Annotated in this window: 16 protein-coding genes; 6 read left to right on the top strand and 10 right to left on the bottom strand. The window is 43.0% G+C overall.

Annotation, left to right across the window (positions count from 1 at the left end; translation table 11 throughout):
• On the bottom strand, positions 1 to 262 hold a 262-nt coding region (locus G500_RS22225; RefSeq protein ID WP_211220131.1), incomplete at its 3' end, for a transposase family protein.
• Positions 263 to 570: 308 nt separating this feature from the next.
• On the opposite strand from G500_RS22225, the gene G500_RS0103890 reads away from it, so the two are divergent.
• The 5 genes from G500_RS0103890 (at position 571) to G500_RS0103915 (ending at position 8,119) form a co-directional block, all read left to right on the top strand.
• A complete protein-coding gene (locus G500_RS0103890) occupies positions 571 to 2,595 on the top strand; it encodes a DUF3857 domain-containing protein (RefSeq protein ID WP_027001641.1) in 2,025 nt (674 codons plus the stop codon).
• Positions 2,596 to 2,695: 100 nt separating this feature from the next.
• Complete coding sequence (locus tag G500_RS0103895; RefSeq protein ID WP_086047800.1) at positions 2,696 to 4,615, top strand: DUF3857 domain-containing protein; 1,920 nt, start codon at positions 2,696 to 2,698, stop codon at positions 4,613 to 4,615.
• A 399-nt stretch (positions 4,616 to 5,014) separates the two neighbouring features.
• Positions 5,015 to 5,491: a hypothetical protein gene (locus G500_RS0103905; protein WP_027001643.1), complete on the top strand. Its 477-nt coding sequence runs from the start codon at positions 5,015 to 5,017 to the stop codon at positions 5,489 to 5,491.
• Positions 5,492 to 5,624: 133 nt separating this feature from the next.
• Positions 5,625 to 7,151 (top strand): glutamate--tRNA ligase, encoded by a 1,527-nt coding sequence (gene gltX / locus G500_RS0103910; RefSeq protein ID WP_027001644.1) that lies wholly within the window; start codon positions 5,625 to 5,627, stop codon positions 7,149 to 7,151.
• A 329-nt stretch (positions 7,152 to 7,480) separates the two neighbouring features.
• Complete coding sequence (locus tag G500_RS0103915; protein WP_035756253.1) at positions 7,481 to 8,119, top strand: hypothetical protein; 639 nt, start codon at positions 7,481 to 7,483, stop codon at positions 8,117 to 8,119.
• A gap of 115 nt (positions 8,120 to 8,234) precedes the next feature.
• Here G500_RS0103915 and G500_RS25445 read toward each other — a convergent pair whose 3' ends face one another.
• Both G500_RS25445 and G500_RS0103925 read right to left on the bottom strand, forming a co-directional pair.
• On the bottom strand, positions 8,235 to 9,938 hold the full coding sequence (locus tag G500_RS25445; RefSeq protein ID WP_154657003.1) for a peptide-N-glycosidase F-related protein: 1,704 nt from the start codon (positions 9,936 to 9,938) through the stop codon (positions 8,235 to 8,237).
• A gap of 84 nt (positions 9,939 to 10,022) precedes the next feature.
• Positions 10,023 to 10,529, bottom strand: coding sequence for a DUF1569 domain-containing protein (locus tag G500_RS0103925; RefSeq protein ID WP_027001646.1), 507 nt, complete (start codon positions 10,527 to 10,529; stop codon positions 10,023 to 10,025).
• 210 nt (positions 10,530 to 10,739) lie between these two features.
• Between G500_RS0103925 and G500_RS0103930 the strand changes: the two genes are divergently transcribed.
• Positions 10,740 to 10,985, top strand: coding sequence for a DUF350 domain-containing protein (locus G500_RS0103930; RefSeq protein WP_051203265.1), 246 nt, complete (start codon positions 10,740 to 10,742; stop codon positions 10,983 to 10,985).
• A gap of 817 nt (positions 10,986 to 11,802) precedes the next feature.
• On the opposite strand, the gene rsmH is transcribed toward G500_RS0103930, so the two are convergent.
• The 7 genes from rsmH to G500_RS22240 form a co-directional block, all read right to left on the bottom strand.
• Positions 11,803 to 12,717 (bottom strand): 16S rRNA (cytosine(1402)-N(4))-methyltransferase RsmH, encoded by a 915-nt coding sequence (rsmH, locus tag G500_RS0103950; protein WP_027001649.1) that lies wholly within the window; start codon positions 12,715 to 12,717, stop codon positions 11,803 to 11,805.
• A 17-nt stretch (positions 12,718 to 12,734) separates the two neighbouring features.
• The gene (locus G500_RS0103955; RefSeq protein WP_027001650.1) at positions 12,735 to 13,427 is read right to left on the bottom strand and encodes a potassium channel family protein; all 693 of its coding nucleotides are present in this window, start codon (positions 13,425 to 13,427) and stop codon (positions 12,735 to 12,737) included.
• On the bottom strand, positions 13,417 to 14,046 hold the full coding sequence (locus G500_RS0103960) for a uridine kinase family protein (RefSeq protein WP_027001651.1): 630 nt from the start codon (positions 14,044 to 14,046) through the stop codon (positions 13,417 to 13,419). Before G500_RS0103960 ends, G500_RS0103955 begins: the two co-directional genes overlap by 11 nt.
• Positions 14,047 to 14,140: 94 nt before the next feature.
• Complete coding sequence (locus G500_RS0103965) at positions 14,141 to 15,400, bottom strand: 3-phosphoshikimate 1-carboxyvinyltransferase (protein WP_027001652.1); 1,260 nt, start codon at positions 15,398 to 15,400, stop codon at positions 14,141 to 14,143.
• 58 nt (positions 15,401 to 15,458) lie between these two features.
• Positions 15,459 to 19,013, bottom strand: coding sequence for a two-component regulator propeller domain-containing protein (locus G500_RS0103970; RefSeq protein WP_027001653.1), 3,555 nt, complete (start codon positions 19,011 to 19,013; stop codon positions 15,459 to 15,461).
• Between the two features lie 250 nt (positions 19,014 to 19,263).
• Positions 19,264 to 19,995, bottom strand: a complete 732-nt coding sequence (locus tag G500_RS0103980) for a hypothetical protein (RefSeq protein WP_161626074.1) — start codon at positions 19,993 to 19,995, stop codon at positions 19,264 to 19,266.
• Positions 19,996 to 20,131: 136 nt separating this feature from the next.
• Positions 20,132 to 21,187 carry a glycosyltransferase family 2 protein gene (locus G500_RS22240; protein WP_051203266.1) on the bottom strand — a complete coding sequence of 352 codons (1,056 nt, stop codon included), beginning with the start codon at positions 21,185 to 21,187 and terminating at the stop codon, positions 20,132 to 20,134.
• Between the last annotated feature and the right edge of the window lie 19 nt (positions 21,188 to 21,206).

Here is a 21,206-nt window from a genome sequence, read left to right on the forward strand (position 1 = left end):
ACGATTGTAAGCTATTGATATTCAGATGTTTAAAGACTCTTTCTAAGGTATCCACCGAAGGAATCCCATTGGCTAATTTTAATCCAAAATCTGCTCGCAAAGCCGCTAAATTGTCTTGACCAAAATCAACGATTTCTACAAAATCATCATTATCCGCTAAAATCCCCAAAAGGACTAAAGCCAAAATGTCGTCCAACGCATGCAGGCAACGACCTTGCACACGAAAATCTGCTATTGTCTCGAAATAAGAACTAATTTCCATATCATCACGTAATTTTACACAAAGATAACGATTTTGGTGCGGAAGCCCTATGCAAAAGGGCGCGTTTTTAAAAAAAATTAAATCTTTATGGGCTGCCAATCTGTGGAAAGTGCTACTTTTTTGCATCTAAAAAAGAGGCTGCTTTTTTATGTTTTTCTATGTAATTTTTCACCATTTTCTTCTTTGGAAAAGAAAGGTTTGTATCTTTGCCCTAAGAATGAAATTGCAATAACCTTTATTTAGAATAAACTAAATTGGTACTGCCTTTCTTTCATTTTCATCTATTCACCTCAAACTGTTTTTATCTCATGCGCTTTTTGTACGTTTTTTGTTCTCTGCTCTTATGGCTACCTATACAAGCACAAGAAACTGCCAAATTTGGCAAAGTTGCAAAGGAGGAGTTTGCCCTTAGCTCACCTGAAAATCCCGAAGCGGAAGGAATTGTTTTATTTGATGTGGGCAAGACCTACGTCGAATATTCGAGTAGCAAAAATACCTTTGTGGTGCGGCAGGAGCGTCATAAACGCATCAAAATCAACACCACAGAGGCTTTGAGCTATGCCAACGTAACGGTAGATTTATACAACCCTAAGAGCAACGAAGGGAAAGAAATTGTTACAGGTTTGCGGGCTTCTACCTACCATTTAGAAAATGGGAAAGTGGTAACGACTAAAATGGGCAAAGAAAATATCTTTGAAGAAGCCATCAACGACAACTGGACACGCAAAAAATTTACGCTCGAAAACGTAAAAGCAGGTGCCATCATAGAGTACGAATATACCCTTCAGTCTGATTTTCTCTACGAACTCCCCGCTTGGAACTTCCAAGACGAAATTCCGACACTTTTTAGCGAATGTATCGTTCATTTTCCAGAATACTATAATTATCAAATTCATTTTACAGGCTATGAGCAGCTTTTCAAAAGCGAGCGTAGCACGCAGAATAAGACCCTCAACCTGACGGGGATACAAAGACAAGCTACCGCAATAGGCGCGGGTGCTGCCTCTTCCGAACAGGTAAATTATTTGCAGGTAATACAGCATTTGGCTGCCAAAAATATGCCTGCCTTTAAGATGGAACGCTTCATGACAACGGCTCGCGACTATATTACCCGCGTAGAATTTGAACTCTATTCGGTGCAATTTAATAATCAGCCTATGCGCCAAATGTCGACCTCATGGGAAAATATTGGCAATCGCTTATTCGACGAACCCCGTTTCGGCGAAGAATTGAATAGAAAAGGCGAGGTCAAGGAAATTGCGCTCCAAAAAATTGGTGAGGCAAAAGATAATAGAAGCAAAGTAGCCGCGCTGCTCGAAATCTTAGCTCCTATCAAGTGGAATGGTGAATACAAACTATTGGCTTCTAAAAATATCAAGCAAACTTTACAAAATAAAGAAGGAAATAGTGCAGATTTAAATCTGCTTTTGATTGCACTTTGTCGTGCCGTCGATATCAATGCCTATCCTGTCATTTTGAGTACGCGCTCACATGGGCGTTTGCGCGAACAAGCCCCTTCGCTTTCGAAGCTCAATCACGTCATTGCACAAATAGAAATAGGCGAGGGCGAAACCATTTGGGTAGATGCCATCGACAAGACCCTGCCCTTGGGTCTGGTGTCGTATCCCTGCCTCAATACGGTGGGTTATGTGCTAAAAGACCGCAAAAAGGTGGAAAAAGTGGACTTGCAGGCGGCGCGAAAAAATAAATTTACCGCCATGAGTACGCTCCAAATTACTCCCGAAGGGCAGTTGAAGGCAGACCTTAGCTATTTGCTCACCGATTACAGTGCTTCTCAACAGCGTGAGGCTTTTGCCAAAAGCAAAGATGAAACCGACTATATGGCGCAAATTTGGAAACCAGCGGAAAAAAATCTGACCCTCTCGAATTTTGAGATTTCGCAGGCAGCCGAGATAGAAAAACCCCTCCTGCTCAAAGTTACGGCTCTGCACAACGAACAAGTAGGGGGCGGCGATATGATTTATATTTCGCCTTTTATTGATAAAGTATTTGAAAAAAATCCTTTTGTTGCACCTGCCCGAAAATACCCCGTAGATTTTGCCTACCCAACACAAGAATCTTATGTCGTCAATTTGGAAATACCCAAAGGATATGCGGTAGAGGCTCTGCCTGAAAATGAAAAAATTGCCTTACCTCAAAATTCGGCAGTATTTTCTTTCGTCGTTACGCCACAGGAAGGTAAAATCCAGATTGTTTGTAATTATCAAATCAATAAAATACTTTTTCAAAGTGACGAATACGCACTCTTGCGCGACCTGATTGCCAAAGTGATAGCAAAACAGGAAGAAAAAATCATCTTGAAAAAAATATAAAAAACATAGATAAGCTATTTTTAGGGCTAATTTTTTAATTAGCTCTAAAACTTTGCTCTGTTTTCTTTTCCTTTCTATACTTTAAGTTTTGATTCTCTTTATGAAAAAAATAATACGCAATCTTTGTCTTCCCTTTCTGTTTTTGTTGCCTTTCGCCTCTTTTTCGCTTTGGGGTCAGAATCTTGGCGTTCAGCACCTTCCACAAGATTGGCAGAGCGGTTATGATGCCGTTGTGCGCCTTGATGAGGGCGAATTTGAGGTACTTTCGGCTCAATCGGCTTTGGCTCGCTCGCGTTTTATCTGCACCATTTTCAATGCCGAAGGGGAGGAAAGATTTTCAGAAAGAGTGGAATTTTATGATAATAAATTTACTTTTATCAAAAAAATTGAAGGCAGCCTTTATGATAAAAACGGAAAAAAGATAAAAGAATTAAAAAAATCAGACATCATAGACGAAAGCTATCGCGACGGCGTAACCCTCCATGCCGATACGCGCCTCAAACGCTACCGTCTTGCTGCCGCTACTTATCCTTATACGATTGTTTTTGAGGTAGAAAAAGAGGTTAAAAACTTATTACATAGTAGAAATTGGTATTTTCAATCTTCGCCGCGCTATCCTGTCGTGAAAGCTACTTATAGGCTCATTACGCCCGAAGATTTCCCGATTCGCTATCGTGAATATTCCCTTCAAACAGGTGCAAACATCAAGACCGTTGAACAAAAAAAATACTACACTTGGGAAGCCAAACAGATAGCCGCCTTCGAACCAGAGCCTTTTTCGCCACATAGTCTGCTCCCACAGGTGCGCATTACCTTTCTCAAATTTGAAATAGAGGGCTATCAGGCAGATTTAAGCACTTGGCAGAACTTTGGAAAATGGCAGACCGAACTGCTCAAAGGGCGCAATCAACTTCCTGAAAGCACCATAGAAAAGATAAAAAATTTAGTGCAAAAAGAAACTGATGAAAAAGAAAAAATCCGCCTCATTTACGAGTACATGCAATCGCGCACGCGCTATGTGAGTATCCAACTTGGCATTGGGGGGTGGCAGCCCTTTGCCGCCCATTTTGTAGATGAAAAAGGCTATGGCGACTGCAAAGCACTCACCAATTACACACAAGCCCTTTTAAAAGCGGCAAATATAGAGGCTTATTATGCTTTAATAGAAAGCGGTGAAAATCCACGAAAATTAGAACAAGATTTTCCTAATAATACCTTCAATCACGTTATTCTTTGTGTGCCACTTTCTACCCAAAAAGACACCGTTTGGCTCGAATGTACAAGTCAGCAAGAGGCAATGGGCTATTTGAGCGATTTTACCAGCAATAGACAAGCCCTACTTATCAAACCCGAAGGGGGCGAATTGGTACAAACCCCAAGCTATGGCTACGAAAAAAACAAGCAGCAGCGCAAATTAGAGGTCTTTTTGCAGGCTGATGGAAGTGCAAAAGTGAATTTGGAAAATCAATACCACTGCCTAAGCGAAGAGAATCGCGCCTTTTATACACAAAAACCACAGGCAGAGCAGCAGGCTTGGCTTAGTAGGAATTGGCAGTTTCCTACCTTCGAAATCATAGCAGCAAAGATGTGGCGAAAGAAAAACGATTTGCCAATTAGTTATGAAAGTGGTACGATACAGGTATTACATTTGGCAAGTAAGACAGGAAATCGCCTTTTTTTTCAACCTAATTTTATCTCTAAACAAGAATTTACCTTGCCTGCCACAGAAACGAGAAGTCAGCAGGTAAAAATCGAGAGCGGGAAGACCGAAACTGATAGCGTCTTGATTCACCTACCCGAAGGCTACCAAATAGAAAACCTGCCCAAAGATTTTTCCTATGAAAACAAGATGGGAAAGTATGCTATTTCTTTTGAAAAAGGTGAAAATACGATTTTATATAAACGCAAGTTTATGTACTATGAAGGTACTTTTGACCCTGCCCACTATACCGATTTAAGCGAACTTTTTAGAAAAGCAAAGCAAATGGACGCAGCCCAAATTGTGCTTTTTAAGCCTTAATTTATAGGGACGGGGCAATGTCTTGTCCCAGCAATGTTAAATTCTGCGAAAAACCTTGTTTTGTCAAATTAGAAACGAAATATAATTTGGGCTGAAGCCTATTTTTGGGTTTGAAAATCCTTTTTTATTTCAATCTCACTTCGGACAAGGCAATGCCTTATCCCTACCTTCGAACTTAATTTTTAGAATTTAACATCACTGTGCCTTGTCCCAAATTAGGTTGAAATGAAGTGTTTTTTATTTAAAAAAACTAAATATAAAAATCAAGAGCGAAAAACTAAGGACAAAAAATTAAGAGCGAAAAATTTGGATAAGTGGCTTCTTTTTCATACCTTTGAAAAAAGAAAGGTGATTGAAACGCAAAAATAATACATTAAAATAACAAACAAGTTTTAGCCCATGAAAGCCTATACAAAACACTACAAACGCCACCTGCTGCCTCTTGGGGAAAGAAAATCTACCTTTCCTTTCCTCGCCTACCTGCCTGCCTTGCGGCGGCTACCTTTCGGGGTCTTTTTTTGTTTTTGGCTACTGCTTTCGGGCTTCACTGCCTTTGTGCCTTTGGAGGAAGATGTGCCACACATTGAACTTTCCCAAGTACAAGATTATATAGGCAAAGAAGTTTGGATAGAAAATCTTTTTGTAGCACAGATAAGAGATACAGAAAAGGCAGTTTTTTTAAATATTAACCGTTCTTACCCAAATCAGGAGTTTGCATTGGTAGTTTTTTCAGATTTTTGGGAGGCTTTCGAAGGGTCTGACTTAAAGCGTTTGGAGGGAAAGCGGATTCGCGTCTTTGGCAAAGTTTTAATTTACAAACAAAACAATCTTCAAGTTCATTTAAAAAATCCTACCCAGATAGAGGCTCTCGAATAGCAAATCAAATCAAATCACTAATCAAAAAAGAAAGAGAAGAAACGCAACTTCCTTTTTTATATTGTCGGAAAAATGCTACCTTTGCAGGTCTAATAAAAAGCTATCTCCACTAAAATATTCGCAACAAACGCGCATGAGCCGAAAAGTACGAGTTCGTTTTGCACCCAGCCCTACGGGAGCTTTGCATATTGGCGGTGTCCGCACTGCACTTTTTAACTATCTCTTTGCCCAGCAGCACAAGGGCGATTTTATCATTCGCATAGAAGATACCGACCAAACGCGCTTTGTAGCAGGCGCAGAGCAATACATCATGGACGCATTGGCATGGTGTGGCATCAATCCTGTCGAAAGCCCTATGCAGGGGGGAGCTTTTGCACCCTATCGCCAATCGGAGCGCAAAGCCATGTACGCACAGTACGCCCTACAACTTGTAGAATCGGGACACGCTTACTACGCCTTCGATACCGCCAACGAACTGGAAGCCATGCGCCTACGCCTCAAAAGTGCAGGGGTAGCCTCGCCGCAGTACAATAGCATTACGCGCATGCAGATGAAAAATTCAATCACGCTGCCTGCCGACGAAGTAAAACGCCGTTTGGAACAAGGCGAAGACTATGTCATCAGAATCAAGATGCCACGCAGAGAAGAAGTGCGCTTCAAGGATATGATTCGCGATTGGGTTTCGGTTAGTACCGACACTTTGGACGACAAAGTGCTACTAAAATCAGACGGCATGCCGACCTACCACTTGGCAAATATCGTAGATGATTATTTGATGCAAATTACACACGTCATTCGCGGCGAAGAATGGCTGCCCTCTGCCCCTACTCACGTCTTGCTTTACCGCTTTTTGGGTTGGGAAAAGGAAATGCCCGAATTTGCGCACCTGCCTCTGATTCTCAAACCCGATGGCAATGGCAAATTGAGCAAGCGCGACGGCGCAGCCTTCAATATGCCTGTTTTTCCTTTGGATTGGAAAGGGGAAAGCGAATTTTTTGCAGGGTTTAAAGAATGGGGCTTTTTGCCCGAAGCGGTGGTCAATTTCTTAGCCCTTTTGGGTTGGAATAGTGGTACGAATCAAGAAATTTACTCGATGGCAGAGCTTATCGAGCATTTTGATATTGGCAAGGTAAATAAAGCAGGGGCGCGTTTCGACTTCGAAAAGGCAAAATGGTTTAATCAGCAGTACCTACGCCATAAACCCGATTCCGAAATTGCCGCCTTCCTACAAAGCAAACTCGCACAGGTAGGCAAAGAAGCCTCGCTTGCTACCCTCGAACCGATTGCAGCCCTACTGAAAGAGCGTGCTGTCTTTATGAACGACTTTTGGGAAGATGGGCAGTTTTTCTTCTTTGCACCCGAAGGCTACGACCCTGATTTGGTTGCCAAAAAATGGAACGCAGACGCTCAAAAAGGCTTGGAAACTTTCTTATCTGCCCTCAAAACGGAAGCGGTAGAGTGGAAAGCCGAACCGCTCAAAGCCTTTTTACAGGAAAAACTCAAAGCAGCCAATATTGGCTTAGGAAAGGTCATGTTGCCCTTGCGCCTTGCCCTAACAGGCTTAGGAGCAGGACCCGACCTGATGCAGGTACTCGAAATTTTGGGCAAAGAGGAAGCCTGCCAACGCTTGGAAAAGGCGTTGGAAAAACTTGCCGTTTAGCTCTAAAAGGTACGCCACACAGCATTAAGTTTTGTCAAGATAGTTCCAAAAATGGTTCTATTTTGAAAAATTGCTTTATTGCAATCAAATTCAGGACAAGGCATTGCCTTGTCCCTACAAAGTTGTAACAACCCCAATGCCAAAGTATTTTTATTTTTTAGTACAAAGATAAAACTACTTTATGCTGATTATATAATCCTAACTTCTGTAAAGCTAACGACCATTCAAAAAACATTCTAAAAATTGTATCTTTACAAAAAGCGAAAATATTTTTGCATGCTACCGCAAAATCATTTATATTTGCGCTTCAACCTCAATTCAAAAAAAATATGCTAAGTACAAGAGCCACTAAATTCTTAGCTGCCCAAGAGCGTGCAGCATTCATTTCAGACGAAAAACGCATTCGTGCGCTATTCGAAAAACACAATGTCCCCTTTTCTCAAGCCCTTTTAGATTTTCATCTCAACTTTGCAGGCTACACCGAAACGTATATGTTTGATACTTTCGTGTATGGCTTGGCACATGAAGCTCCTAAATTCGCGCCTAAGGCAGATTTGAGCATCTTACCTGAACACACGCCTACGCGTCAGCCGCTTTTAGTGAGTTGCATGGACTGCCACCCTGCTTATGGCAGACATTTAGACGCTGAAGGTGTTTATTACGAAGATGGAATTGCTGTGGCAGCCAACTTTGCTATCAAAGTAGAGCGTGATGCCTTTATCAAAGAAATTTCTTATCGCGGCGAAACTTATATCGAGTGGAAGCGCGTAACCAACAAATTTGAAGATGACGGCGATTTGATTGACCGTATCCAAAAACGCTTCAAAAAATACTTCCAAAAAGACCTTTCTGACAAATTCACAGAGGTTTATTATGCAGAGGACGTATTAGTAAAAATTCACAACAACGACGTGAAAGCTTGGGGCATCAAAGGTTCTTCGATGTTCGCTTTCCAAGAGTTGGCATAACCCCTTTTTGGTTTTTAGCTTTACAAAAAAATAAAAAACCTTGCTGTTTGTGCAGCAAGGTTTTTTTGTGGGAAAATTTGTTTTTTTGTTTTTTTTAACTTGTAACCTACTCCCCCTATTCCATCACCGTAGGCGGCTCGATGGGTGTATCGCTCTTGACCACAACGAAAGCAGAGATGGCATAAAACGCTCCGCCGTTGTTGCCGTCATTGCGCCAATTTTGGAAACTGTATTCATAGCTAAATTCCTGCCCCGCGCGGCTTTGGGCAAACTCATCGAGGCGAATCGGCACTTCCATGCCCGGACACCAGCCTGCTCTATCAGGTCGCCAATTTCCATTTTGGGGGCGCACAGGGTTGTTGGCACAGCCGATGGCATTGAGCTGATGCGAAAACAAAGGCGCACCATCGATTTTGACTTGGTGAGTGCGGAAGCACCATTCTGCACAAGGTCTGCCGTTGTCCATAGGCGTGGCGTGTCCCCAGCCTGTGATAAGGGTTCGGAAATAGGTCTTTTGCGCATTTTGCGGAATCCTGACCCTTTTGGTCAAATCAAAAGCAGACGCATCAGAACCATAAGGGACTTGCTGCGTGTGTTCGTTGTACTGAAAAAGCGGACGAATGGCAGAATAGGCATAATCAGGCAGTCCCTCGATGTAGTCAAATTCTACACTCAAAAGCCAACCATCACTACCCCAAACCTCGATAAATGCCTGCAATTCTACTTCGCCTTTTAAAATAGATTTAAAATCAGTTACGTCTATCAAAAAGCCACGCTCTAATTTTCGGTTATCCACGCCATAGGGCGTAATGTAGCGTCCCATTTCATAAAGTTGGTTGCTTTCAGGGTCGCGCACCAAAATATTAGCATATACGTCCCATTCGTTACAACCGCGCGAAGGGCAATCCAGACGCACGTACATATTGATTTTAGAAACGTTTTCTATATCATTTTTCAAATTAAAGCGTTTCGTGATGCGATGTGAAAGCCCGTCCCCAAAAGCCAAATGTTCGCGCTCGAAAGTTTTGTAGTTGTAAGTTGTTGTCGCGACAACTTCGCCCTCTGCGGTCAGGCGTGCGCCCAAAGCCCCTTCCGAATGGGCTACAATATCTTGACTTAGAAGCCCGCTCGATTGCGCGTTGGGTGAAAATCGTACAAAAACCGTCTTCGGATTTTGATTGAGTTCTTGTGCAGAAATGGTAATTCTTTGTAAAAAACTTTCATTATCCAAAGAAAGCATAAAATCCAAACCGCTATTAAGCGTAACGTTTTGCGTCAAATTCCTACCCGAAACCTCGAAAGTTTGGAGGCGAGAATGGCTGCCTGCTTCTGCTCTAAAACCCTTTAATTCGGTTTTGTCAAAAAGAACCGCTGGGCGGCTATCTGTTACGATTTCTATTTTTAGCTCAACTTTTAGTTCGTTTTCTAAACTGCTTCCAGTAAAAAGCAATTCATTTTCTACCAACCCTACTGCCTTATTTGTGGCATCAAAACGAACCCAAATGAGCTTTTCGGTAGCCAAATCAGCACTTGCAAAGGTAAGTTGGGAAACATAATTTTGCCCATCAAGGGAAATTTCGAAGCCTGCACTGCTTTGCACCACAAGCGATTCCGAAAAACCTAATGCCTTAAAATTCAAAGACTTAGGTGCAGAAATTTCGTTTTCGAAGACCGTACCCAAATCCAAAGTAGGCGCGGAAAAGTCTATCTTTGCGCTGCTTTTTTCGTCTTCTTTGCTACATGCCGCCAAGAAAACGAAGAGAGCCAAAATTGCTATCCCTTGCCAAAGGATAGTCCAAAAGGAAAGATTTTTTTTCATTTTTTGTGCTTTAATTTTATGATTTAAAAGGGAAGTAGGATTTTTGTTTTTATAGCCACAATAAAATAAGCCATTCAAACACTATCAAACTAATTCAAACTGTTCGTAATGATGCTTGATGTGTTTGTAGTGAAAGGCGATAAGTTCGGGAACGGAAAGGTCGCCCAAAAAAGGGTTGTAGGAATAGGCTTGCGGCTGCCCGTCATAGATTTCGAAAAAGCGCGTGAGGCTTTGCAAAAGTTTGGCTTTCGCCTCGTCAAGCGAAGCATTGCTATAAGGGGGCAAGCCATACTGGAAGATGGGATTTTGCAGGTTGCGTGCCATGCGCTCCTCGCTATAAAGCAAGACCTTTCGCGCCTGTAATTGTCCTGCGTTGGGCGCAATCGGCTCGCTGCGCTTGATGATAGTAGAGGCGACGACTGCCGTTTGGAGATGCTCAATCATGTGCTGGGCAGTCATCTTGCCCCAAGCAGGCTTTTTGAAGGCGATAAGCCGTTTGGTGGCTTCGGGAATGGTGCGCGTCAGGAAGAGGCGATATGTCGCAATTCTTTCTGGATTTAAAAAATCTGTATCAGGTGAAAACGGAGTCATATCGTTTCAGTCGTTATTTGAAAGGTTGAAAAAGAGTGTGCGAAATGGTTTGCTGCCGCAAAACGGTCGTAATTTAGGATTATTTGGCGAAAAGCCTAAAAAAGCTGCGTTATTTTTGCTATTTTTGTCCTTTGTGTTATCTTAGTGCTGTATTTGACGCTTTTTTATTGGTCTTAGTCTTTATTTTTGACACTCAAATTTCGTAACCCTATGTTAGACTTCAACGCCATTCTATTAGCTACGCCCTCACTTTTACAAGGCGTTGCCGATTCGCTGCTCTATTCTTTTATTGGCTTGGCAATGGCATTGCTCGCCTTCAAAGTCATTGATTGGATAACGCCCGGCAAGATGTCCGAACAGATTGCAAAGGAAAACAATATCGCCTTAGCGATTGTCGTCGGTTCGTTGGTGCTGGGAGTCTGCATTATCATTGCACAGGTAATTAGCGCAAGCTAAAAACATTTCCCAACATAGACAAAAAGTAACAAACAATAGCCCCCTTTCCTGGGCAGCCCTGTTAAGTTCTGCGAAAAGTCTTGTCTTTTCAAATTTTAAAGGCGTTGTTGCAACGATAAAAGTCTTAAATGCACCCCACCCCAAACCCCGCCCCCATAGGGCGGGGCTTTGATTCGGAATCATTTTTTTTGCATAAATGCAAAAAAAATGATTTGGTTTTAGAACCCTCCCATAATGGGGGGAGGGCAGGTACAGTGATGTTAAGTTCTGTAAAAAAACTTGTTTGGTCAAATTAGAAACAAAATAAAATTTGGACTGAACCCTATTTTTGGGTTTGAAAATCCTTTTTTATTTCAATCTCGCTGCGGACAAGGCAATGCCTTGTCCCTACATTTGCATTTGATTTTTAGAATTTAACATCACTGCCCCATAGGGCGGGGCTTTGATTCGGAATCATTTTTTTTGCATAAATGCAAAAAAAATGATTTGGTTTTAGAACCCTCCCCTATGGGGGGAGGGCAGGGTGGGGGTTCAGCAGTTTTGAGCGAAGCACAAAACCCTGTTTTTTGACCTTTTGACCGTTGTAACAACGCCATTTTAAACAAAATAAAATTTTGAAAAACCTTATTTTGGGTATAAAAACAAAATTTTATTTCAATCTCGCTGCGGACAAGGCATTACCTTGTCCCTCCATTTGCCTCTATTTTTTAGAACCTAACAACTGTTTTCATAGGATAAAAACTAAAAATTTATCCTATGAAGGGCTATTTTATGCTGTTGGTTTTTTCTTTTTTGTACAAAATTAGAAATGCGGCATTTAAGACAATTCTGCTACGCGCAATTTGGCACTACGCGCACGCGGATTCTGTGCAACCTCTTCTTCGTTTGCTACAATGGGCTTTTTTATCAAATTTTTTAGTGGCAACGCGATATTTCCATAAAAATCCTTATCGGCTTGCCCAAAAGTCTTTCCTTGTTGGATAAAATTTTTCACCATTCTATCTTCTAAGGAATGATATGCCATCACAACTAAACGCCCTTTGGGAGCTAATACCTGCGGCACTTGATTTAAAAATTCTTCTAATACTTGCATTTCCTCATTTACCTCGATTCGAATGGCTTGATACACTTGGGCGAAATACTTAAATTCCTTTCCTTTGGGCGCATATTTTTGGAGTACCTTTTTCAAATCTTCGCTTTCTACAAGGGGCTTATTGATACGCGCACTCACTAAGGCAGCGGCTAAGGTCTTTGCGTTCTTAACTTCGCCATATTTTCCCAAAATTTGATGCAACTCTGTTTCGGAATATTTATTTAAAACCTCAATAGCATCTTTTTCCAAATCGTTATCCATACGCATATCCAAACGCCCCTCGAAACGGGTAGAAAAGCCTCGTTCTGCGGTATCAATTTGATGCGAGGAGATGCCTAAGTCTGCTAAAATGCCTGTTACTTTCTCAATTTTGTGCAGGCGCAAGTAGCGTTTTAGATACCTAAAATTTGCCTTGACAAAAATAAAGCGCGGGTCTTGAATTTGAGCCGCTTGCTGGGCAGCGTCTTGGTCTTGGTCGAAGGCGAGGAGCGTTCCTTTTTCGCCTAATTTTTCTAAAATCGCCTTGCTATGTCCGCCGCCGCCAAAGGTTACATCTACATAAACGCCGTTGGGGTCTGTTATGAGGTGAGTTAGACATTCTGAAAGCAAGACAGGCAGGTGATAGGAACTTTGCGTCATGTTGGAATAGGAAAAAATTAACGGTTAAGTTCTACAAAACGCTCGACATTTTCTACTTTGCCCAACACAATGAGTACGTCAGAGGCTTCGATGGCAGTATTGAGGTCGGAGCGCGTGAGCAGATGCTCGATAAAAGAGCGTTTGCCGCCCACAAATTCTTCATACCTGCGCTTAATGGCGATAAGGTCTAAGTCGTACCCTTCGGTAAAACGCACCTGCTCGATGGTTTTATTGATGACCCTTCGCGGCGCACCAATTTCGCTGATAGAATAATTATCGGGCAGCGGCAAAAAGGCTTTCATGTTCGGATTGAGGAGCATTTCTGCTACCAATTTGCCTACTTCGTCTTCGGGGGAAAGCACTTCTTTGACCCCCAACTTATCCAAGATAAGTCTTTGTTGGTCGGACATGGCACGTGCAATAATGCGCTTGACCCCCAATTCCAACAACTGTACAGTGGTGAGCAATAAGCCCTCGATGTTTTCCCCTATCGCCACCAAGACTGCGTCCATGTCGGTTACGTTCTGTGCCGCCAATGCGCGTGCGTCGGTAGCATCTAAGGCTACGGCATAGGCGACATCGTCTTTGACCATTTCTACGCGCTCGATATCGCGGTCTATGGCTAATACTTCTGCCCCTTTACGCGCCAAGTTACGCGCTACGGCATAGCCAAAGTGTCCCAATCCAATAACGGCAAACTTATCGGGCATAGGTCAGGATTTTAGTTTTGAGGTGATGGGTAATAACTTCTAAGGCGATGTCGCAATGTAGATTGTTAGGCACTACCAAATCTGCCGCATAGCGAAAAGGCTCTACATAACGCTCATAGGCGGGCATGACGTGATTTTCATAACGGTATAAAACGTCTTCCAAATCATAGCCACGCTCTTTATTGTCGCGTATGATGCGGCGGCGTATCTTGACGGGTGCTTTGGCATCGACAAAGAGTTTGAGGTCTAAATGCTGTGCAATCTCTTTGAAATAAAACACAAACAAGCCCTCCACAATGATAATCGGGCGCGGCTCGAAGACAAGCAAACGCGCCTCCACATTCGGATTGTTGAAGGTATATTCCTCCTTTACCACCGTCTTGCCTTCGCAAAGTGCGAGCAAATCGGCGGCATACTGCATTTCATCGATAGATTGTGGCATATCGAAATTGCGAATGCCTTGCTCATCAAGAGGTTGTTCCTCGCGCGGACGGTAGTAATTGTCCTGCGACACCAAACAGACGTTTTCCTCGCCAATTTGGTGCATGAGCTGATGGAGAAAGTAGGTCTTTCCGCTACCGCTTCCTCCCGTAATTCCAACTAAGTAGGGCTTTTGCATAACGTCTGCAAAGATAAACAAAAATTGTAGTTGAAACTCATAAAGGCGAAAAGAGCGAAGCGTTTTGTAGCGTTTTGTTTAGTTTTATTAGAATTTAGCCCAAAAGCCACTGTGCCTTTTCCAATTCCTGCCAAAAATGAGGGTAGGATTTGCGCACTACTTCGGGTTTTTCTATTTGGATAGGAAAAAGCAAACTAAGGGGCGCGAAAGCCATAGCCATGCGGTGGTCTTGGTAGGTCGAGATAGGGTCGTAGGGGCGAAACAGACGCGCAGGATTGAGTACCCACGAATTTCCTACAATCTGACAATCTGCACCCATCTTCCGCAATTCGGTACAAACGGCTTGCAGGCGGTCAGTTTCTTTGTGGCGCAGCGTGTGCAAACCCTTCAATTTGGCTCTAATTCCTTTGGCAGCACAGACCACAGCGACGGTTTGTGCCAAATCGGGGCAGTCTGTAAAATCAAATTCTACACTACTTTTCACATGGCGCGATTTGAAAAGACGCACGCCCTCTCTTTCAAAAACTGTGCGCACCCCCAAATGGCGCATCAAGCGCACAATGCGAATATCGCCCTGCAAAGATTTTTCTTTCAAACCTGCCAAAAAAATCTCGCCCTGCTCGGACAACGCCAAAAACGCATACCAATAACTCGCCGCCGACCAATCTGACTCTACTCGATACAAGGCAGGACGATAGACCTGATGCGGCACGATGATGCGATTGTGATGCCACGACCACAAGATGCCAAAATGTTTCATCAAATCCAGCGTCATCTGTATATAAGGAACAGAGGTAATGGGCGGCACTAATTCTATCTGCAACCCAAAGGGCAGCACAGGGGCAATGAGCAAAAGAGCCGAAATAAATTGGCTGCTCACATTGCCTGCTATCTTGATTTTGGCGTTTTCCTTTTTGGGAGTTGTAAAGCCCGATAAGCGCAAAGGCGGAAAGCCCAACTTGTTTTCGTAAGTAATCGTTGCGCCCAGATGTTGTAATGCCTCCACTAAGGGGGCAATCGGACGCTCCTGCATGCGTGTGCTGCCCGTAAGCAAGGTAGGACGCTGCAAAGCGGCAGCGTATGCCGTTAGGAAGCGAAAAGTAGTGCCTGCCTCACCTGCATCTAAACACTCTTGCTCACTTGCCAAGAGTTGCTGCAAAACCTGCGTATCCTTCGCCGCCGAAAGGTTGTAAAGTTGGCATTTCTGACCTGTTGTTTTTTCACACAAAGCCCCTATAATGAGGGCGCGGTTGCTCTCACTTTTAGAAGCAGGCAGCAGAGGCGCAAGCTCTCTTAAATAAGGGTCGCGCTGGTGCAAAAAAAGGATATTTTCATCTAAATCTACAACTGCCATGCTGAAACGAAGCTGAAAAGAAACTGAAACAAATTGACAAAAAAGAATAAAGAAAGCATCAAAACTTCACGCCGACCATCGAAATATCGTCGCGTTGCTCGATAAAGGCTTGTTCGGGTATCGCCGTCAGGGGTTTTGTGCGCCATTCGGGTAGCCAATCCCTTTCTTTGAGGAGCAGGCGGTGTTGTAAAATGGTTTCGATAAGCCGCTCTTTTTGTGCCTGCGCTGTTAGGTGTCCCCATTTTTCCAGCTCGGCTTTTAGAAAGTTGCTACCAAACTTTCTGCCTTCGCTGTTTTGTTGGTCGGCATAGCCATCTGTGGTTAGGTAAATAGATTCGCCCTTTCCTAAGACAAGCTCGTGATTGGTAAAATGAATCTCTTTTCTATCGCCGATAGACTTTTTGTCGCCCTTGATTTCGTCTAAATGCCCTTCTACCGAAAGCCTATACAAGGGGCGTTTTGCACCTGCAAAAATAACTTTTCGCTCTTGGTAGCTAATCTTACAAAGACACACGTCCATGCCGTCGGCTTGTCTTGTTGTATCGTTTTTGGGTCTTAATAAGGTTTGGATACGCAGGTTTAGCTCATCGAGCATTTCGGCAGGACTTAGATTTGGATTTTGTGCAAAAATCTCATTGAGGCTTGCATATCCAATCAAAGACATAAAAGCACCCGGCACGCCATGTCCTGTGCAATCTACCACGCCTACATAGACCGAGTCGCCTGCCTGTTTAAACCAATAGAAATCGCCCGAAACGATGTCTTTGGGTAGGAAAAGGACAAAACTATCCAAAAGGTGTGCTTTAATTTCGCGCTCTTCTACCAAAATTGCCGTTTGGATATTTTCGGCACTTCTGATGCTATCGAGCATTGTTTGGTTCTTGCGCTTAATTTCTTTTGTCTGCCGCTCTACTTCACTTTCTAAGTAGGCACGTTGTTTCTTTTCGGCTCTAAACTTTGCCCAAACGCCTGCCGAAACAATCCCTACCACCAGAAGCCCTAAGGAAATTTGAAACCAAAGTCTATTCCAAATAGGCGGCACAACTTTAATGACCAGCGCAATGCCCTCCTCATTCCACGTGCCATCTGCATTAGCGGCTTTAATTCTAAAAACAAAATCGCCGTAAGGCAAATTTGGATAATTGACAAACCTGCGCCCTGCATTGACATACTGCCAATCCTCATCTAAGCCTTCCATTTTATAGGCATAGAGATTTTTCTTCGGGTCGGCAAAATGAAGGGCTGAAAATTCGAGAGAAAAGGCATTTTTTTCATAGTCGAGCCAAAGGGTGTCGGCTTCGGTTACATAGCTCAAAAGTGGCTGGTCTATCTTGGTAGTGGGGTCGTAAAAAGGCACATTTTTGGTAAAAACCTCAATGTCGGTGATGATAATTTTGGGTGCGATAGGGTCTTCGGTTACTTCTTCTGGAAAAAAGGCGTTGTAACCGTTATCGCCACCGAAGAAAATTTCGCCTTCTGCACTGATGTAGTAAGCACCTGCGTTAAATTCGTCGCCTTGCAATCCATTTGCCTTGTCATAACTTTTAATTTTCGTAGGATTTTTGGGATTATAGCACGCCACGCCTCTATTGGTACTCATCCATACTTTGCCGTCCTTTCCCACCAAAGCCGAATAAATCATATCAGTAGGCAAACCATTTTTGCGCGTAACATAGGCGATAGAATCATTTTTGAGATGCAAAATCATCAGTCCCTTGCTGCTTCCTATCCAAAGCGTATCTTGTTGCTGATGAAAGGAATTGATAATGGCGTTGTGTTTGGCGCGATAATCCTGCACAATTTTTTCGCTTAGGGGGTCGTATAGGAAAAAGCCTTTGGGCGTGCCTATCCAAAGTTTGCCCTGCGGATTGGGGTAGGCGGCAAAAGGAATGTCGTTCTTAAAAGCCTCGCCTTCTATCTTGACTTCGAAATCATTGGCAGAACGATTGTATTTGCATAAGTCGCCCTGATAGGTAAGCAGCCAAACCTCACCCGTCTTGTCTAAAAAGAGTGTAGAAATTTCGTTTGAGGGCAGCCCGATATTGTCTTCTCCCCTGTATTTTCGCTTATAGACCACGACATTGAGCGCACCGCCGCTATACGAAAAACGGGCTGCGCCGCCATCGCGTGTAGAAAGCCAAATTGTACCATAACGGTCTTGTACCACGCCTGTAACATTATCGCTGGGCAGTTTGCTAAAATAGCGCGTGTAGGTAGTCCACCAACCGTTTCCTATCTTGGGGTCGAAGCGATTAAGTCCTCCGCTTTTTGTCGCAATCCATAATCTTTCTTCGTTATCTTTCAAAAATGCCGTTACTTTGTTGTCGGTCAGTCCGTTTTGTCTGATGTCTGTAATGGCTTGATAGTGTCGAAATTTGATGCGCTTGGGGTCGTATTTGTTTAAGCCTCCCTGCCCCGTTCCAATCCAAATCACGCCTGTATAATCTTGACACAAAGCGCGAATGGCGGTATTGTCGCTCAAACTTTGCAGGTCGTAAATATCTTTGGTGTAGCGTATAAAAGTGGGCTGTGTCGGGTTTGTATTGATTTCTTTGGCACTCAAAAAAGCCAATCCTTCGGTAGCTGTGCCTATCCAAAGATTTTGGTCTTTGTCGAGCAAAAGCCCCACTACCTGATTTTCGTTTAACGAACTACTCTTAGCAGGGTCGTGCGTGTATAGCGTCCAAGTCCCTTTTTCAAGGTTGTGCCGCTGCAAACCTTGCGCTGTGCCTATCCAAAGATTGCCTTGTTTGTCGGCAGCGAGAGCCTGAATGAGGGCAGATTGCAAGCCGCCTTCTTTTACCGCTATTGCCTTTACTTCGGTCTGGTTGCCCAAAAAAGAGAGTTGGAAAAGCCCTGTCGAGTCTGTTCCTATCCAAATATCGCCACGCTCATCTTGCGTCAGGGCGGTGATACTTTTTTCCGAAAGCAGGGCAAACTTTTGATTTTGTGCCGAAAAATGTATCCAACTTTCTGCCCCTGTTTGTTTGTCGAAAATAAGTTGGCTCAATCCCTGCTTGCTTCCTACCCAAAGGTTTCCTTTCTTGTCTTTGAAAAGCGTTTGTATCTGACGATGTGGCAAATCGCCTGTATTTTGAAAAGCATAATGCACAAACTGATTGCTCTTTCGTATCAATTTGCTCAATCCGCCTTCCGTCGCAATCCAAAGATTACTAAAATCGTCTTCTGCAATCGCCGTAACGCGGTTATCGACAAGGGTAGTAGAATCATTGGCTAAGTGCTTGTATTCCAAAAAGTTATAGCCATCATACCTATCCAAACCGTCGGGCGTTCCTATCCACAAAAAACCCTTGCTATCCTGAAAAATAGCGGTAATGGTATTTTGCGAAAGTCCGTCGGCTGCGCTCAAACTGGTGTAGCGCACCGATTGTGCCACCAAAGGCGTACAAAACAGAAAAGCGACAAAGAAAAGCGCGAAAAATCCTACCTTTTGCCTACCCCCATACACACCCTTCGCCTGCCCTTCGAATGCCTTTGGAGAAAGCCTCGAAAAGGTAGCAAGCGCGTAGGGCGAAAACAAGGTAAAAAATGTATTTTTTTTTCTTTTAGAAAAGTCAGGATAGTTATTTTTAAGAGGTCTAAATTGTTTCATAACCTATTTGAATTAGGCTGCTTATAGGAAAAGAGGTAAATTTTTTGGTGGAAGACCAAAAAGCAAAAAAGCACAAAGGACAGAAAAAGCAGGAGTCGGTTCAAAGATAGTAAAAAGCCCTTGCACTGCAAATCTTGAACGATAAAAAAATAGGTTTTATCGAGTTTTTTTTCAAAATCGTCGGAAAGAGAAAATAAGTAACTGCCGCTATTTTTTCTACAAAGACGCAAAAGAACTTTGCCTGTCACCTTTATTTTCGCCCAATAAAGACAAAATAATCCTCTGTCTGTTCGAGGCGGATTTGGAAGATGTCTTGGCTTTTGAGAAATTCGCGTAGTGCCTTTTCCTCGAATCGCGGGTCTTTTTTAGGGAACACAAAAATAACAAAACGCTTGACCATGCGGCAGAGGTGTGTGGCTATGCTCTTCCAATTTTCTGCCTTGTAGAGGTATTCACTACAAAGAGCTACGTCGAAATGATTATTGGCAAACTGCCCCAAAACCGTTTCGAGATTGTCAAAATTTTTAGTAGAAAGATTGCCCATACCGCCTTGGTGCATCGCCAAAAGAAGCGGCGTATAGCTTTTATCTGCGGCAAGCGAAAAAATAGGCAAAAAGCGAAATTCATGCGCAAGTTGCCAAAGTAGGCTATTTTCTATCCCCCCTACATCAAAAAGATTATCGGGCTGTATGCCACGCATAACAGAAAATATCTTGTCTTCTACCTCCGAAAGTTCGCGTTTTTGCAAAAGAAGCAGGTCTTCAAACCTGCGTTCTACCCCAAAGGAAACAATTTCCTGCATCTCTTGTGGGGTCAAATCTATCAAGGGCTTGGTAAAATAAGCAGGCAAGTTGGAGGCGTTAGTGTTCTCAAAATCAGGCGATTCCGCCATTTTTTGTACCAAGCCGCGCACCAAAGAAGTCGCTAATTGGGGATAAAATTGGTCTATGTGTCCAAAGTTTGGGTTTGAAAAGTTTTCCAAGCGCGTATTTTTTGTTGGTGATAGGATAGTGAGATAGAAAGCCAAAAATACAATATTTTTTGTTATCTGCCAACTTTATGCGGGCTTTTTTTAAGTTTGAGAATGGGTGAAAAATTTGTTTTTATAGAAAAGGCTTCTATTTCAATAATTTTTCAATTTTCCATTGTACCTTCCCTACCCAAGAGCGATTCTGGTATTGCGCCGTCTGGTAGCGCATCAGATTTTGGTAGGAAAGCAAACTTTCAGGGGCAAAGTCAGACAAGACTTTTCCTATTTGCTCTACTTTCTGTAAGTTTTTTTCATTGAAATAAATAAGCAAAATGTTATTTAAAAAATTGATAAGAATGGCTTTATTTTGTATTTTGTCGAACTTTTTGGCGGCAGCTTCGGGGTCTAAAATAGGGAAAAATTCGCTCGCACTTCCGTCATCTTCTGCCTTGCGCCTTGTATATACGCCTGCCTGTGTGAGCAAGTCTATGCCTTCTTGATAGTTGAAATAGTGTGCAAAGGTTTGCATCAATTTTGAAAAATTTAACAACCTTTCGGGCAGAAAACGCGCCTGCTCACTCACCGTTTTGCTATCCTCGTGTAGGCGATAGCAAGAAAAGAGGTCGGAAACGGGCAAAATTTGATAATTGAGCGCAATTCTGATGCAAAGTTCGTAATCCATTGTGTAATGCAGCCTTTCATCTAAAAGCCCTGTTTCTACCAAAATCTGCCTTTTGAAAAAAGAAGACGGCTGCGGAAAGGGCAGATGCGAAAAATAATCGAGTGCCAAATTTGGTGCAAAACCCGCACTTAGGCGCGAAGGCTTGCCTTCTTGAATCAACTTTGTGCTGCCATGGATAAGGGAAATGTTCGCATTTTGGTTGAAATAATGAGCGGCTTTGAAAAGTGCTTCGGGTTCGAGCAAATCGTCGCTACAAATCCAAGTTAGGATTTCGCCGCTGGCACGCGCAAAGCCCTTATTGAGTGCCTGCGTCTGCCCCTTATCGGGCTTGCTTTCCCAATAGGCAATTTTTTCGGCATATTTTTGAATAATCTCCACAGAATTGTCGCGACTGCCTCCGTCGATAACGATATACTCCAAGTTGGGATAATTTTGGTTAAGAACAGAAAGTATCGTTTCTTCTAAAAATTTTCCCTGATTGAAAGAAGGCGTAACGACAGTGATTTTTGGATAGAAAGCCATAGAGAAATGAGATTGAAAA

It is taken from the genome of Hugenholtzia roseola DSM 9546 (assembly GCF_000422585.1).
Classification (GTDB): domain Bacteria; phylum Bacteroidota; class Bacteroidia; order Cytophagales; family Bernardetiaceae; genus Hugenholtzia; species Hugenholtzia roseola.

What these genes read in the sequence shown, in the direction of transcription:
- G500_RS0103890 (WP_027001641.1), top strand. Translation starts at nt 571, where the DNA reads ATGCGCTTTTTGTACGTTTTTTGTTCTCTGCTCTTATGGCTACCTATA.
- G500_RS0103895 (WP_086047800.1), top strand. Translation starts at nt 2,696, where the DNA reads ATGAAAAAAATAATACGCAATCTTTGTCTTCCCTTTCTGTTTTTGTTG.
- G500_RS0103905 (WP_027001643.1), top strand. Translation starts at nt 5,015, where the DNA reads ATGAAAGCCTATACAAAACACTACAAACGCCACCTGCTGCCTCTTGGG.
- gltX (WP_027001644.1), top strand. Translation starts at nt 5,625, where the DNA reads ATGAGCCGAAAAGTACGAGTTCGTTTTGCACCCAGCCCTACGGGAGCT.
- G500_RS0103915 (WP_035756253.1), top strand. Translation starts at nt 7,481, where the DNA reads ATGCTAAGTACAAGAGCCACTAAATTCTTAGCTGCCCAAGAGCGTGCA.
- G500_RS25445 (WP_154657003.1), bottom strand. Translation starts at nt 9,938, where the DNA reads ATGAAAAAAAATCTTTCCTTTTGGACTATCCTTTGGCAAGGGATAGCA.
- G500_RS0103925 (WP_027001646.1), bottom strand. Translation starts at nt 10,529, where the DNA reads ATGACTCCGTTTTCACCTGATACAGATTTTTTAAATCCAGAAAGAATT.
- G500_RS0103930 (WP_051203265.1), top strand. Translation starts at nt 10,740, where the DNA reads ATGTTAGACTTCAACGCCATTCTATTAGCTACGCCCTCACTTTTACAA.
- rsmH (WP_027001649.1), bottom strand. Translation starts at nt 12,717, where the DNA reads ATGACGCAAAGTTCCTATCACCTGCCTGTCTTGCTTTCAGAATGTCTA.
- G500_RS0103955 (WP_027001650.1), bottom strand. Translation starts at nt 13,427, where the DNA reads ATGCCCGATAAGTTTGCCGTTATTGGATTGGGACACTTTGGCTATGCC.
- G500_RS0103960 (WP_027001651.1), bottom strand. Translation starts at nt 14,046, where the DNA reads ATGCAAAAGCCCTACTTAGTTGGAATTACGGGAGGAAGCGGTAGCGGA.
- G500_RS0103965 (WP_027001652.1), bottom strand. Translation starts at nt 15,400, where the DNA reads ATGGCAGTTGTAGATTTAGATGAAAATATCCTTTTTTTGCACCAGCGC.
- G500_RS0103970 (WP_027001653.1), bottom strand. Translation starts at nt 19,013, where the DNA reads ATGAAACAATTTAGACCTCTTAAAAATAACTATCCTGACTTTTCTAAA.
- G500_RS22240 (WP_051203266.1), bottom strand. Translation starts at nt 21,187, where the DNA reads ATGGCTTTCTATCCAAAAATCACTGTCGTTACGCCTTCTTTCAATCAG.